The sequence below is a fragment of the Pseudomonas sp. Ant30-3 genome (assembly GCF_000690905.1).
Classification (GTDB): domain Bacteria; phylum Pseudomonadota; class Gammaproteobacteria; order Pseudomonadales; family Pseudomonadaceae; genus Aquipseudomonas.
Genome location: NZ_JMCL01000082.1, coordinates 44931 through 58816, shown reverse-complemented (window position 1 = coordinate 58816; position 13886 = coordinate 44931). Strand labels below are relative to the sequence as shown.

At 59.0% G+C, this 13886-nt stretch carries 13 protein-coding genes; 4 read left to right on the top strand and 9 right to left on the bottom strand.

The genetic code is table 11. The annotated features are described in order from the left end of the window. Nucleotides 1-171 precede the first annotated feature (171 nt). Together DU29_RS0120090 and yccS are read left to right on the top strand one after the other, a co-directional pair. Nucleotides 172-1350, top strand: a complete 1179-nt coding sequence (locus tag DU29_RS0120090) for an NAD(P)/FAD-dependent oxidoreductase (RefSeq protein ID WP_028623301.1) — start codon at nt 172-174, stop codon at nt 1348-1350. A 305-nt stretch (nt 1351-1655) separates the two neighbouring features. Further along, nucleotides 1656-3839: a YccS family putative transporter gene (gene yccS / locus DU29_RS0120085; protein ID WP_028623300.1), complete on the top strand. Its 2184-nt coding sequence runs from the start codon at nt 1656-1658 to the stop codon at nt 3837-3839. A 32-nt stretch (nt 3840-3871) separates the two neighbouring features. Here yccS and DU29_RS0120080 read toward each other — a convergent pair whose 3' ends face one another. Next, nucleotides 3872-4609, bottom strand: a complete 738-nt coding sequence (locus DU29_RS0120080; protein WP_028623299.1) for a substrate-binding periplasmic protein — start codon at nt 4607-4609, stop codon at nt 3872-3874. Nucleotides 4610-4863: 254 nt separating this feature from the next. On the opposite strand from DU29_RS0120080, the gene DU29_RS0120075 reads away from it, so the two are divergent. Then, complete coding sequence (locus DU29_RS0120075) at nt 4864-5316, top strand: GNAT family N-acetyltransferase (RefSeq protein WP_028623298.1); 453 nt, start codon at nt 4864-4866, stop codon at nt 5314-5316. A gap of 31 nt (nt 5317-5347) precedes the next feature. On the opposite strand, the gene DU29_RS0120070 is transcribed toward DU29_RS0120075, so the two are convergent. From DU29_RS0120070 to DU29_RS0120060, 3 genes are read right to left on the bottom strand one after another with little or no spacing between them, the layout of a single operon-like run. Then, on the bottom strand, nt 5348-5644 hold the full coding sequence (locus DU29_RS0120070; protein ID WP_028623297.1) for a winged helix-turn-helix domain-containing protein: 297 nt from the start codon (nt 5642-5644) through the stop codon (nt 5348-5350). Nucleotides 5645-5695: 51 nt separating this feature from the next. Next, nucleotides 5696-6202 (bottom strand): M48 metallopeptidase family protein, encoded by a 507-nt coding sequence (locus tag DU29_RS0120065; protein ID WP_028623296.1) that lies wholly within the window; start codon nt 6200-6202, stop codon nt 5696-5698. A 49-nt stretch (nt 6203-6251) separates the two neighbouring features. Next, nucleotides 6252-8375, bottom strand: coding sequence for a putative bifunctional diguanylate cyclase/phosphodiesterase (locus tag DU29_RS0120060; protein ID WP_028623295.1), 2124 nt, complete (start codon nt 8373-8375; stop codon nt 6252-6254). Between the two features lie 321 nt (nt 8376-8696). Here DU29_RS0120060 and DU29_RS0120055 point away from each other — a divergent pair, with 321 nt between their 5' ends. Beyond that, nucleotides 8697-9365 carry a polysaccharide lyase family 7 protein gene (locus DU29_RS0120055; protein WP_028623294.1) on the top strand — a complete coding sequence of 223 codons (669 nt, stop codon included), beginning with the start codon at nt 8697-8699 and terminating at the stop codon, nt 9363-9365. Nucleotides 9366-9577: 212 nt separating this feature from the next. On the opposite strand, the gene fba is transcribed toward DU29_RS0120055, so the two are convergent. From fba to epd, 5 genes are all read right to left on the bottom strand, one after another. Next, nucleotides 9578-10642, bottom strand: a complete 1065-nt coding sequence (gene fba / locus DU29_RS0120050) for a class II fructose-bisphosphate aldolase (RefSeq protein WP_008081027.1) — start codon at nt 10640-10642, stop codon at nt 9578-9580. A gap of 237 nt (nt 10643-10879) precedes the next feature. Next, on the bottom strand, nt 10880-11212 hold the full coding sequence (locus DU29_RS0120045; protein WP_028623293.1) for an MliC family protein: 333 nt from the start codon (nt 11210-11212) through the stop codon (nt 10880-10882). Nucleotides 11213-11268: 56 nt separating this feature from the next. After that, nucleotides 11269-11490 carry a hypothetical protein gene (locus tag DU29_RS0120040; protein WP_028623292.1) on the bottom strand — a complete coding sequence of 74 codons (222 nt, stop codon included), beginning with the start codon at nt 11488-11490 and terminating at the stop codon, nt 11269-11271. A 34-nt stretch (nt 11491-11524) separates the two neighbouring features. After that, nucleotides 11525-12688 (bottom strand): phosphoglycerate kinase, encoded by a 1164-nt coding sequence (locus DU29_RS0120035; RefSeq protein ID WP_028623291.1) that lies wholly within the window; start codon nt 12686-12688, stop codon nt 11525-11527. Nucleotides 12689-12712: 24 nt separating this feature from the next. Then, entirely contained in the window at nt 12713-13768 is a 1056-nt protein-coding gene (gene epd / locus DU29_RS0120030) for an erythrose-4-phosphate dehydrogenase (RefSeq protein WP_028623290.1), read from the bottom strand. Nucleotides 13769-13886 lie beyond the last annotated feature (118 nt).

Below are 13886 nucleotides of genomic sequence, written 5' to 3'. Positions count from 1 at the left end.
GAGGGAGCTTGCTCCCGCTGGTCTGCGTAGCAGACCCGAAACTGCAATCGCGGTGCTCCCATCAAGCATGTGGCAGCACCTTTTGCGAGTGCTTCGCACTCGAGCGGGAGCAAGCTCCCTCGCCACAAAATAGCGCTCCCAAGCCTGCCAACGAAACTCGAGGACACCGTTTTGCGCTCTACCGAAGTCGTGATCATTGGCGCTGGCGCCGCAGGGTTGATGTGTGCGCTGACCGCCGCCGGGCGCGGGCGCAAGGTGTTGCTGCTCGACCATGCCAACAAGGCCGGCAAGAAAATCCTGATGTCGGGCGGTGGTCGCTGCAACTTCACCAACATGTACACCGAACCTGGCAATTTTCTCTCGCACAACGAGCACTTCTGCAAATCCGCACTGGCGCGTTATACCCAGTGGGATTTCATCGGCATGGTCGCCAAGCACGGCGTGCCCTACCACGAGAAAAAACTCGGCCAGCTGTTTTGCGATAACAAATCCAGCGACATCCTCGAGATGCTGCTCAACGAGTGCGAACAGGTCGGCGTCAGCCTGCACCTGGACACATCGATTCAGCACATCGAGAAAATGGACAGCGGCTATCTGCTGCAAACCACCCTCGATCAAATCACCTGCGAATCCCTGGTGATCGCAACGGGCGGTCTGTCGATTCCGACCCTGGGCGCCACCGGGTTCGGTTATCAGGTCGCTAAACAGTTCGGCCACGAACTGCTGGCGACCCGCGCCGGGCTGGTGCCGTTCACCATCACCGATCAGCTCAAAGAGCTGTGCACAGAGCTGTCCGGGACTTCGGTGGATTGTCTGGTTAGCTGTAACGAACAGAGTTTCCGCGAAAACATTTTGTTTACCCACCGAGGCCTCAGCGGACCGGCGATCCTGCAGATTTCGTCGTTCTGGGAGTCGGGCGATCCGATAGAGATCAATCTGCTGCCGGATCATGACGTCCCGGCCTGGCTGCAACAGCAGCAAGCCGAACGCCCGAACAGCGAACTGAAAACCTTGCTGGGGGAAATCTTCACCAAGAAGATGGCCAACCTGCTGGCCGATAACTGGTTCGTCTCCAAACCGATGAAGCAGTACACCCACGCCGAAATCGCCGACATCGCGGAAAAACTGGCGAGCTGGAAAGTCGTGCCGGCCGGGACCGAAGGCTATCGCACGGCAGAAGTGACGCTGGGCGGGGTCGACACGCGCGAAGTGTCGTCCAAGACCATGGAATCGCTGAAAAGCCCGGGGCTTTATTTTATCGGTGAAGTACTCGACGTCACCGGGCATCTGGGCGGATTCAACTTTCAATGGGCCTGGGCCTCCGGCTACGCGGCTGCGCAATACGTCTGAGTCGCATCGAAATGGAATGGGGCTTTTGTGGCGAGGGGATTTATCCCCGTCCGGCTGCGAAGCAGTCGTAAAACCGCGACACAGGTCTGCCTGAGGTAATGCGTTTACCCATCTGGGGGCCGCTTCGCCGCCCGACGGGGATAAATCCCCTCGCCCCAGTGTTCAATGCAGACCTGGCATCTAGCGCAGACCTGCATCTCACCCAGCAAGGAACAGATTTTGCTGTCAGATGTGATCGCCGCCATTGCGTCGGCGTCATTACTGGCTCAATTTAGCGCCATTGCCTCGGAAGGCCTTCGCACTTCATGTCATCGACCTCTTTCCAACAGTCTCTGCGTCGCCTCTGGGCACTGGATAAATTCAGTTACAGCGTGCGGGTGTTCATTGCGCTGACCGGCAGCATGGCGCTGTGCTGGTATCAGGACGAAATGCGCCTGTTGATCCCGTTGTTCCTCGGGATCATCGCCAGCGCCCTGGCCGAGACCGACGACAGTTGGCAGGGCCGCCTCAATTCGCTGGCCGTGACGCTGGTGTGTTTCACCATTGCCGCCCTGTCCGTCGAATTGCTGTTCCCCTACCCGATCATTTTTGTCATCGCCCTCGCGCTCGCCAGTTTCGGCCTGACCATGCTCGGCGCGTTAGGCGAACGCTATGGCGCGATCGCCTCGGCCACCCTCATCCTCTCGGTCTACACCATGATCGGCGTAGACCAGCGCGGCGGCCCGGTCACCGATTTCTGGCATGAGCCGATGCTGCTGGTGGCCGGCGCCGCCTGGTACGGCCTGTTGTCAGTGCTGTGGCAGGCGCTCTTCTCCAACCAGCCGGTGCAGCAAAGTCTGGCGCGGCTGTTCCGTGAACTGGGTTTGTACCTGAAGTTGAAGTCTTCGCTGTTCGAGCCTATCCGGCAGATGGACGTGGAAGCGCGACGGCTGGAACTTGCTCAGCAGAACGGCCGTGTAGTCGCGGCGTTGAATGCGGCCAAGGAAATCATCCTGCACCGTGTCGGCAACGGTCGGCCCGGCTCGAAAGTCAGCCGCTACCTCAAACTGTACTTCCTCGCGCAAGACATCCACGAGCGCGCCAGCTCCTCGCACTATCCCTACAACGCGCTGGCGGAAGCGTTCTTCCACAGCGACGTACTGTTCCGCTGTCAGCGCCTGCTGCGCCAGCAAGGCAAAGCCTGCCGAGCGCTGGCGGAATCGATCCAGATGCGCCAGCCGTTCGTCTACGACGCCAGCTTCGCCGAAGCACTGGGCGACTTGCACGCCTCCCTCGAACACTTGCGCATCCAGAGCAACCCGGCCTGGCGCGGGTTGCTGCGATCACTGCGGGCGCTGGCGGCCAACCTTGGCACGCTGGATCGGCTGCTCAGCGACGCCAGCAACCCCGACGCCCTCGCCGATGCTACCGACAGCAGCCTGCTCGACCGGTCGCCGCGCAGCCTCAAGGATGTCTGGATTCGCTTGCGCACGCAGCTGACGCCGACGTCGTTGCTGTTCCGCCACGCACTGCGCCTGCCCCTGGCGCTGAGTGTTGGCTACGGCATGGTGCATTTGATCCACCCGTCACAGGGTTACTGGATCATTCTCACCACGCTGTTCGTGTGTCAGCCGAACTACGGCGCCACCCGCCGCAAACTCGGCCAACGGATTATCGGCACCGCGATCGGCCTGACCGTGGCCTGGGCACTGTTTGATCTGTTCCCCAATCCTCTGGTGCAATCGTGCTTCGCCATCGCCGCCGGGGTAGTGTTCTTCACCAACCGCACCACCCGCTACACACTGGCCACCGCCGCGATCACCTTGATGGTGCTGTTCTGTTTCAATCAGGTGGGCGACGGTTATGGCCTGTTCCTGCCACGGCTGTTCGATACGTTACTGGGCAGCCTGATTGCCGGCCTCGCGGTGTTCCTGTTTTTGCCGGACTGGCAGGGCCGACGCCTGAACAAGGTGCTGGCCAATACCCTGACCTGCAACAGCATTTACCTGCGCCAGATCATGCAGCAATACGCTGCGGGCAAAAGCGACGACCTCGCCTATCGTCTCGCCCGGCGTAACGCACACAATGCCGACGCGGCGCTGTCGACCACACTGGCCAACATGCTGATGGAGCCCGGGCATTTCCGTAAGGAAGCCGATGTCGGCTTCCGCTTTCTGGTGCTGTCGCACACGCTGCTGAGTTATCTGTCGGGGCTGGGCGCGCACCGCGAAACCCCGCTGCCGCCTGATGTGCGCGAGCATTTGATTGACGGCGCGGGGGTGAGACTGGCCGCGAGTATCGATGAAATCGCACAAGGATTGGCGAGCAAGACGCCCATCGCGATTCAAAGCGATGACGAAGAGGCGCAGGCCAATGAGCTGGAGCAAATGCCGGACGAGATCGACGAAGGTCAGCGACTGGTGCAGACGCAGCTGGCGTTGATTTGCCGCCAACTGGGGCCGTTGCGGACGTTGGCGGCGCACTTGATCAAGGGTACGAGCAAGGATTGAGGAGCGCGTCGCATGAGCGGGCCTCAAGTTCTTCACATCCCATGCCGCTTCAATATTCGCTGGTAACTGCCATCCGCCTTCATCTCGGCAATCTCGCGGTCGAAATTCGATACGATTTCTGCATGCTTAGGGTTTTTCAGGCTGACCAGAATGTGCAGGCTGTTCTCACTCAATGGCTTGGGCAAAAACTCAACGGCGTTACGCACTTTGGCGGATTCGCGCGATAAGTAATAACGCGCGACAAATTCATCTTCCAGCGTCAGCTTGACCCGATCGGCGGCGAGCATGCGCACCGCCATGGCGAAACTGTGCACGGGGACTTTCTGTAGCACCATGTCTTCGTCGAAGGCTGACGAGTAGGCATAGCCGCGCACCACCGCAATTGGGTAAGTGTGCAATTGCTGCAAGTTGTTGTATTCGATTGGCGCGTCTTTACGCTTGATAAAGCGCACGCGGTTAATCAGGTATTCACCGGAAAACTGGCCGAGTCGGGTGCGATCCTCGGCGTACCAGGCGTTGACCAGGACGTCGTAGCGCCCCTCGCCCACACCCAATAATGCTCGCGCCCAGGGGACCTGATGGAACTCGCTGGCATAGCCGGCCCGGGCCAGTGCGGTGCTGACGATGTCAGTCGCCAACCCGCCGTTGATCAGCGTGGCGTCGGTAAAGGGGGGCCAGGCGTCGGCGACCAGACGCAGTTTTTGCGCGGCTGCCGCGTGGGTCAGCAACAGCAAACCGATCAAGGCCAACGCTCGATGCAATCGCGGCATGCCAGAAATCCTTAACGGGCGGGAGGCCCGGTGTGTTTCAGCCAAAACTCCAAGGCCCCGTACCGGCAAAACCCAGGTACTAACACTAGCTCATCGACGCCATTGCACAGCGCTGCATTCCAGATTACACAAAGAATACGAGCGCGCGCGAAATGAATGATGGCATTTTGGCCTTTGTCACAGATTTATTCGCCATACAGACATCTTTCGCCGGTGCGCTTAGTATCGGGGCGAGTTGATCAAGGAATGCAAAAATGACAATCGATTGGGTCTGCAAACACCACACTGATCTGGGCAAAGAGCAGCTGTACGCAATTCTGCAGTTGCGCGTCGAAGTCTTCGTCGTCGAGCAGAAATGCTGTTATCAGGACGTGGACGGCCAGGACCTGGCAGGTGACACCTGCCATCTGATGGCGTGGGATGAGGACAGGCTGGTGGCGTATCTGCGCTTGCTTGATCCAGAGCTGCAGGGCGGCGACGTGGTGATCGGCCGGGTGATCATCGCCCCGCAGGCGCGCGGCACCGGACTTGGGCACGAGCTGATGGAGCAGGCGCTGAAACAGGCTGACAAGTACTGGCCGGACGTGTCGATCTATCTTTCAGCTCAGGCGCACCTGCAGGGGTATTACGGGCGCTACGGATTTGTCGTGGCGGGTGAGGAATACCTGGAGGATGACATTCCGCACATCGGGATGCGTCGGCCGTAAGGCCCTTTCCTCAAATGCTGAACCGCGCAGGTCAGGGATATTCCAGCACCGCTTTGATCTGCCGCAAATTACCCTCGATCCAGCCCTTGTCGATCGCTCCCCACTCGCGAATCCGATAGCGACCGGCATGGTTGCGAGCGCCCTCTTCCTGCTCGAACTCACACACAATGTCCAGATCCGCCAACGCTGCAATGGTGTCCTGGGCCGTGCGACGGGGCATGCCGGTCACTTCGGTCAGGGCAGGAACGCTGCTCGCAACGCCACTGTCGATCAGATACGCCACGTAAAGACGGCGATAGAAACTGCTTTTGGTCTTGCTGACGTCCATCCATGCGCTCCGGGTGTTTGAAAATCAAAAGATCGCAGCCTGCGCTAGCTCCTACGCGTTTGGGATCGCCGGCATGTCCCGCCACGTCAGGTAGACGCGCAGATCGAACTCCACCTGGTGATAACCCGGCAACATGTGTTCGCAGAGTTTGTAGAAGGCCTTGTTGTGGTCCGATTCCTTAAAGTGCGCCAGTTCATGCACCACGATAATTTTCAGAAACGCCGCGGGTGCGTCCTTGAACAGCGCCGCCACGCGGATTTCCTTCTTTGCCTTGAGCTTGCCGCCCTGCACGCGCGAAATCGTGGTGTGCAGGCCGAGGGCGCGGTGGGTCAGGTCGAGGCGGTTGTCGAATAACACCTTGTCGATCGCCGGGGCATTTCTCAGGTATTCCTGTTTCAAATCCAGCGCGTAGGCGTACAGCGCTTTGTCGCTCTGCACGTCGTGCTTGTCGGGATAGCGCTGGCTCAAGTAGTCGCCCAGCCGACCTTCAGTGATCAGCCAGCGCACTTGGTCCTGCAAATCGACAGGATAAGCCTGGAGGTATTTCAGCGCAGTCATAGTGAGGCGGACAGCATCAGCTTCGATAAAGGCCGCCAGTGTAGCGAATTCAGCGGGGTAACGCGCTCCAGTCGAACGGGTGCACAAAGTCGCCCGCGTCTTCGGCGACCAGCGGCTTTGCCACCAGAAAGCCTTGCACGAAGCCACAGCCGTTTGCACGCAGCCACTCGTATTGCGCGAGCGTTTCCACGCCTTCAGCAATGACCAGAATGTCGAATTGCTGACAGAGGTCGATCACATGCTGCACCAGCGCGGCGTCTCGCCTGGACTCGGGCAACCGGGCGATCAAGTGCCGGTCAAGCTTGACCGTATCCAGCTCAATATCCCGCAACAATGACAGCGAGCAAGGCCCCGAACCGAAGTCGTCCAGCGCCACCCGCACCCCCAGATTGCGCAGCAGTCGCAACTGTTTGCGGGTCTCTTCCGGGTGCTGCATCAAGGCCTCTTCTGTGATCTCGACCTCCAGATGACGCGCTTGCAAGTCATGACGCTCCAGCACCTGGCGCAACTCGGTGACCAGATTGGGCATGCCGAATTGCGTACCGCTCAAGCTGACCGCCAGCACCAGCTCGTCTGCAAACACGGGTTCCCAGGCTTTGCGTTGTTCGGCGCCATGATGATAGATCCAGCTGCCCAACCGGCTGATCAGCCGCGCTTCCTCCAGCAGCGGTAAAAACAGCCCGGGCGGAACATCGCCAACGCTGGGGTGCTGCCAGCGCAAGAGTGCTTCGAACCCTCGGATTTGCCCGCTGTCGATTGCCACCTGCGGCTGATACACCAGGCTGAAATCGCGGTTCTCGATGGCGGCGCGCACGCTTTCCTCGAGCATCAGCCGCGAGCGCGCGCGGCCATTCATATCGTGATCGTAGAAGCGATACTGCTGACGACCTGCACGCTTGGCCTCATACATGGCGATGTCGGATGCGCGCATCAACCCGTCCAGATCAGCACCGCAGTCGGGAAAGATCGCGATACCGATACTCGCACCGAGGGCGATGTCCAGGCCATCGATCTGCTGACAGATCGATACGCGTTCAATCAGCTGCTCGGCGATCTTCGCCGCCTGTTCGGGCGCTTCCAGGTCCAGCAACGCGGTGAACTCGTCACCGCCAATGCGCGCCAGTATGTCGAACGGGCGCAGGCAGGCCTTGAGCTGCTCCGACACCCAGCGCAACACGCGGTCGCCAGCATCATGGCCGAGGGAATCATTGACCCGTTTGAACCCGTCCAGGTCGAGATACAGCAATACCCAGCCGCTGTCCGTGCGTTCGTCGCGCTGCAGCAGGTTCTCCACGGTCTGGTAAAAACCACGGCGATTGAGCAACCCGGTCAACGGGTCGGTGACGGCCTGGACCTCCAGTTGCTGATGCAGATGGCGCACCACTGACATGTCGAGCACGGTCACCACCATCGCCTGTTGCGGGCTGGGCAACGGCGCGCAGGACAGCGCTACCGGCACCTGCTGACCACACGCCGTGCGCAACAGCGCGTCGTGCAGTCGCAAGGTTTCGCCGCCTCTGAAGCCCTTGAGCAGGTCCGAGTCTGCCCAGACCGGCACATGCGGCTTTTGCAGATAATTCAAAAAAACAGTGCCCTGCAATTCCTGTTGCGTGGCATTGAGCAGCCGCGACATGGCCGGGTTGGCAAAGCGAATCAGACCGTCTTCGCCGACGACCAGAATACCTTCGGCGGCGTTATCCAATACCGAGGCATTAAACGCGCGCGCGACTTCCAGATCATGGCTCAGACGCTGCAGCGCCCGGCGGTTACGCTGGTGCTCCAGCAAGGCCTGGACTTTAGGTTTGAGGATTTGCGGGTTGAACGGTTTGAACAGGTAATCAACCGCGCCACTCGCGTAACCCTTGATCACGGCGTCCTGCGACTGTTCGTTGGCGGTCAGAAAAATGATCGGGGTAAGGCGGGTGCGCTGGCTCCCACGCATCAACCGCGCTACTTCAAAACCGTCCATGCCAGGCATCTGCACATCCAGCAGAACCAGGTCGATATCGTATTCAAGCAGCAGACTGAGGGCTTCGAAACCGGAGCCAGCCGTGATGACCTGCCAGTCCTGGCGCTCCAGCAATGCGCGCATGCTGACCAGGTTTTCAGGGTAGTCGTCGACGATCAGTAAGGTAGAGCCGCCTTCAGCTGGCGTGATTTGCGCGCATTCCATGCTGCTTCTCTTGTCGGGGCGTCAGGCCGGTTTTTCAGACAAACCGGACAAATACGAAGCCTCCACTCTAGACCGGGATCCGTCAAAGCAGAAGGTGTCAGTACGCCAGCATTTAACCATTAACTTCGCTGGCCGACTAACGGTCACTGCTACAGGCCGCTAAAACCGCGAGAGATGGCCTTTTAACAGGATATTGACGTCACCCGTTTGTCAATCACGCATTAACAAATTGAACTTCTACGATTATAAGGATTGCCCCCAAGGCGCGCGCCAGAGCTTCTGGAACGTGCGTGCCGTAAAAATCTGTGGAAGCTTTTGTCTATGATCGATCTTGCAACCTGGAATCTGAGCGTTCCTGTCGGTAGCCCTCCCTACACTGTCGAGACCACGAAACTGGTGAAGGGATTCAAGGATCAATACTTCCATTCAAATACCGGAACGCTGTTTTTCTGGTCTCCGGTGACAGGCACCCGCACCGAAAACGCTAAATATGCCCGCACGGAATTGCGCGAAACCTACAGCAACGGCACCTTGCGAAACTGGTACTACCCCGACGCTGACAATTTTCTTCGAGCAACGCTGGCAGTTAAGCAGGTTCCCAGTTCTGGCAAGATTGTCATCGGCCAGATCCACGCTTTTCAAAGCCAGAAGCCGATGGTGAAGGTTGAATATCAATACGATACCAGTTCGGACACTGGCGATATTGTCGCCAAAGTGCGCATGCGCCCCGATGACGACGAGGGTCGGGTCATCACTGTCGCGACTGGCGTAAAACTCCATCAGGAATTTTCCTATCTTATTCACCTGAGTCCGGGCGGCGCACTGGGCATCAGTGCGGCGGGCTATCAGTGGGATACCAACATCAGCGAGAAATGGCGCGTCAAACCGCTGTATTTCAAGGCGGGTGTGTATGTGCAGGATAACTCCGGATATACCAGCGAAGGCGGGAAGGTGATGTTCAGCAAGCTGGATATTGATCACGATAAGTAACGCCAAATCCCTGTAGCAGCTGCCGAGCCTGCGAGGCTGCGTTCGAAGACGAAGTCCTCGCCATCGCTCCTTTCGCATGGATGGGGTCTGTGATTTTAACGACTGCTTCGCGGCTGGACGCAGGCTCGACAGCTGCTACAGAGCGGCGCCTTTTTTCAGGCAATAAAAAACCCGCATTCCTGCGGGTTTTTCTAGGGTTCAACGCAGAAGGCTTAGTTGACCTTAGCGTTCAACTCACCCTTCAGATAACGCTGGTACATCGCTTCCAGCGAGATCGGTTTGATCTTTGAAGCGTTGCCGGCAGTACCAAAGGCTTCATAACGAGCGATACAGACATCACGCATCGCAGTTACGGTGGCGCCGAAGAATTTGCGCGGGTCGAATTCGCTTGGGTTGGTGGCCATCAGGCGACGCATTGCACCGGTGGACGCCAGGCGCAGGTCGGTGTCGATGTTGACCTTGCGCACGCCGTGCTTGATGCCTTCGACGATTTCTTCAACCGGCACGCCGTAGGTTTCTTTGATGTCGCCGCCGTACTGGTTGATGATCGCCAGCCACTCTTGCGGAACCGAAGACGAACCGTGCATCACCAGGTGGGTGTTCGGAATGCGCTTGTGGATTTCTTTGATGCGGTCGATGGCCAACACGTCGCCGGTAGGTGGCTTGGTGAATTTGTAGGCGCCGTGGCTGGTACCGATGGCGATTGCCAACGCATCGACCTGGGTGCGCTTGACGAAATCAGCGGCTTCTTCCGGGTCGGTCAGCATCTGGCTGTGATCCAGGACGCCTTCAGCGCCGATGCCGTCTTCTTCACCGGCCATGCCGGTTTCCAGCGAACCCAGGCAGCCCAGCTCACCTTCAACCGAAACGCCGCAGGCGTGAGCCATGGCTACAGTCTGCTGAGTGACACGGACGTTGTAGTCGTAGTCGGTCGGGGTCTTGCCGTCTTCGCCGAGGGAACCGTCCATCATCACCGAGCTGAAGCCCAGTTGAATGGAGCGCTGGCAGACGTCAGGGCTGGTGCCGTGGTCCTGGTGCATGCACACCGGGATATGCGGGAATTCTTCGATTGCTGCGAGGATCAGGTGACGCAGGAACGGCGCACCGGCGTATTTGCGAGCACCGGCCGAAGCCTGGACGATCACCGGGGAGTCAGTCTTGTCAGCGGCTTCCATGATGGCGCGCATCTGCTCAAGGTTGTTGACGTTGAAGGCTGGAACGCCGTAGCCGAATTCGGCTGCGTGGTCCAGCATCTGGCGCATGCTGATAAGTGCCATTGTGCGTGTCTCTCCCGGTTTGGGTCGTTAATCGTGTCAGCCTGCCGGAGCGGCGGTGGCTATTCAAGTTATTGCAGATCGGGGGTTGGCCCGTGCTGCGAATTGGGTGTTGCTCTACTGCGCAACACATCCTCCGTAGGAGCCGGCTTGCTGGCGATGGCGTCCATTCGGACAGTGCAGGCCTTCAGGGCCTCATCGCTGGCAAGCCAGCTCCTACAAGGACTACGTCAGCCGTGATTACTGCGCTTTACAACCGCGGCCAATCAAATCATTGGTGGCGACCCAGTAAACCAGGCCTTCCTCACCTTTGATGTGAAACGCCAGCATGTCACTGCTATATAGCGCACCCGACGCGCCAGGCTCTTGCTTCAGGCGATAAACCTGTTCGGCCCCGCCGAGGCGGACGTCTACTTCTTCGCGGCTTTCATTGACGTAACGCCACAACACTTTGGCCTGACTGTCACAGGTCCAGGTGGTCCAGCTGTCCGTTGGTTCGGCCGGTTTGAACAGGTTGAAACTGGAGCAACCCGCCAGCAACGCCAACGCCGTAATGGCGATAAAACCTTTCATCCGTGTTCCTCGGCCGACGAAACATGCCGCCAGCCCTGAGTAAGGAGTCAGACCCGTCAAGGACAGCCATGTTCCTTGGCGGGTGTCAGTGTTTCGTATTTCTCCAGGCCGTCCGGCCCTGAGCGCTTGTTGATCACCGGGTTGGTTTCCGCCTGCCAGTCAGCCTGGTAGCAGCCCTTTTCCACGGTTTGCGGCGCCGGTTGCGCTGCGGCTTTCGGGTTACTCCCGCAGGCCGTCAGCGAACCGGCGACGATCAACAACGCTAGCAGCCTGACCATGTGAACACTCCTTTGCCTGGCCAATACCACAACTTCAGCCCTTGGCCCGGCTTTCGAGGACTTCGACGGCTGGCAACACTTTGCCTTCGACGAATTCGAGGAAAGCACCACCACCGGTAGAAATGTAGGAGATCCGGTCAGCAACGCCATATTTATCGATAGCGGCCAGGGTGTCGCCGCCGCCAGCGATGGAAAACGCCGAGCTTTCAGCGATCGCTTGCGCCAGGACTTTGGTGCCATTGCCGAACTGATCGAATTCGAACACGCCAACCGGGCCGTTCCACAGAATGGTTTTGGACGATTTCAGCAATTCGGCGAAATTCGCCGCGGTCTGCGGACCGATGTCCAGAATCATGTCGTCTTCTGCCACGTCAGCGATCAGCTTGACGGTGGCAGTGGCGCTTTCCGCGAATTCCTTGGCAACGACAACATCCACTGGCAGCGGCACGCTGACCTTGGCCGCAATTTCACGCGCGGTGTCGAGCAGGTCCGGTTCGTACAGGGATTTGCCGACCGGGTGACCGGCCGCTGCGAGGAAGGTGTTGGCGATGCCGCCACCGACGATCAGTTGATTGCAGATCTCGCTCAGGCTGTTCAGCACGTCCAGTTTGGTCGAGACCTTGGAGCCGGCAACGATGGCGGCCATTGGCTGCGCCGGCGAACCCAGCGCCTTGCCCAATGCTTCCAGCTCAGCGGCGAGCAAAGGGCCCGCTGCGGCAACTTTGGCGAACTTGGCTACGCCGTGGGTCGAACCTTCAGCGCGGTGCGCGGTGCCGAAGGCATCCATCACGAACACGTCGCATAGCGAAGCATATTGCTGCGCCAGTTCGTCAGCGTTCTTTTTCTCGCCCTTGTTGAAGCGCACGTTTTCGAACAGGACGATGTCGCCGGCCTTGACCTCGACGCCTTCCAGGTAATCGGCCACCAATGGCACTTCACGGCCCAAAGCGTTGCTCAGGTAATCGGCTACCGGCTTGAGGCTGTTTTCGGCGGAAAACTCGCCTTCGGTCGGGCGGCCGAGGTGCGAGCAGACCATCACCGCCGCGCCTTTTTCCAGGGCCAGCCTGATGGTCGGCAGCGAAGCCAGGATCCGCGCATCGCTGGTGACTACACCGTCCTTGACTGGGACGTTGAGGTCTTCGCGAATCAGTACGCGCTTACCTTGCAGATCGAGGTCGGTCATCTTCAACACGGTCATGGGTCGCATTTCCTGGTAGCTGATTTAGAGAGCAGGTTTGTTGATCGCTGTTTGCAGATAATGTTCTGCAACGTCCAGCATTCGGTTGGCAAAACCCCATTCGTTGTCGAACCAGGCCAGGATGTTCACCAGCCGTGGGCCGGAAACGCGGGTCTGACTGGCATCGACGATTGCCGAATGTGGGTCGTGGTTGAAATCACAGCTTGCGTGAGGCAGCTCGGTGTAGGCCAGCAGGCCTTTGAGCGGGCCACTGGTGGCAGCCTCGCGCAGAATCCGGTTGACCTCGGTGGCGTCGGTGTCGCTCACGGTCTGCATCGTGATGTCGAGACAAGACACGTTTACCGTCGGCACTCGCACGGCTTTGGCCTGAATTCGGCCAGCAAGTTCCGGCAGCAAGCGTTCGATACCACGCGCCAGACCAGTGGACACAGGAATCACCGACTGGAACGCCGAACGGGTGCGGCGCAGGTCTTCGTGGTGATAAGCGTCGATCACCGGCTGATCGTTCATTGCCGAGTGAATGGTGGTGATCGATACATACTCCAGACCAATGGCCTGGTCCAGCAGGCGCAACAGCGGCACGCCACAATTGGTGGTGCAGGACGCGTTGGATACCAGCAGCTCGTCGCCGCTCAGGCAATCCTGATTGACGCCGTAGACGATGGTAGCGTCGACATCCGACTCGCTGGCCATCGGTTGGGAAAACAACACCCGAGGTGCGCCGGCGTCGAGAAAGCGCTGGCCGTCTTGACGGGTGTGCCAGGCACCGGAGCACTCCAGCACCAGGTCGATCCCCAGCGACGCCCAATCTATTCCTTCGGGGGTGGCACTGCGCAGGACCTTCACGCAATCGCCATTAATATGCAGACAATCGCCGTCCACTCGCACTTCACCGGGAAAACGCCCGTGCGTGGAGTCGAAGCGTGTCAGGTATTCGATGCTGGCCATGTCGGCCAGATCGTTGATTGCGACAATCTCAAACCCGGCCTTCTCGCCTCGCTCGAACAACGCACGCAAGACGCAACGACCAATGCGGCCATAGCCGTTGAGTGCAACTTTGTAAGGACGCGGTTGAGCCATGGGGTTCTCGATAGACGCGGGCAGACGAAATTCTCGTTAACAACACAACCTTGTAGCAGCTGGCGCAGCCTGCGTCCGGCCGCGAAGCGGTCGTGAATCTGACAACGCGTTCTTCAAC